Origin of the sequence: Turicibacter sp. GALT-G1 (assembly GCF_025594995.1) — a bacterium.
In the GTDB taxonomy this organism is placed as follows: Bacteria; Bacillota_I; Bacilli_A; order MOL361; family Turicibacteraceae; genus Turicibacter; species Turicibacter bilis.
On sequence record NZ_JAMQUS010000098.1, the window covers coordinates 1 to 272 of the forward strand.

General features: G+C 48.9%; 3 tRNA genes. All 3 read left to right on the forward strand.

Going from position 1 to position 272, the window contains the following annotated elements:
- Positions 1–25 precede the first annotated feature (25 nt).
- The 3 genes from NEH74_RS13140 to NEH74_RS13150 all read left to right on the forward strand — a co-directional run bounded on the left by NEH74_RS13140 (position 26) and on the right by NEH74_RS13150 (position 267).
- Positions 26–101, forward strand: a tRNA-Thr gene (locus tag NEH74_RS13140).
- A gap of 14 nt (positions 102–115) precedes the next feature.
- Positions 116–189 (forward strand) — tRNA-Trp (locus NEH74_RS13145).
- A 2-nt stretch (positions 190–191) separates the two neighbouring features.
- Positions 192–267: transfer RNA gene (locus NEH74_RS13150), tRNA-His, on the forward strand.
- Positions 268–272: the final 5 nt, after the last annotated feature.

A 272-nucleotide genomic window follows, 5' to 3' on the forward strand; every position in this document is an offset into this window, starting at 1 on the left:
CATCCTCCACCATAATTAAACAAATGCCGGAATAGCTCAATTGGTAGAGCAACTGACTTGTAATCAGTAGGTTGCGGGTTCAAGTCCTGCTTCCGGCACCATTAATTAAATAAGTAGGGGTGTAGTTTAACGGTAGAACAGCGGTCTCCAAAACCGTTAGTGTGGGTTCGATTCCTGCCACCCCTGCCATGGCGATTGTGGCGAAGTGGTTAACGCATCGGATTGTGGCTCCGACATTCGTGGGTTCGATTCCCATCAGTCGCCCCAATATG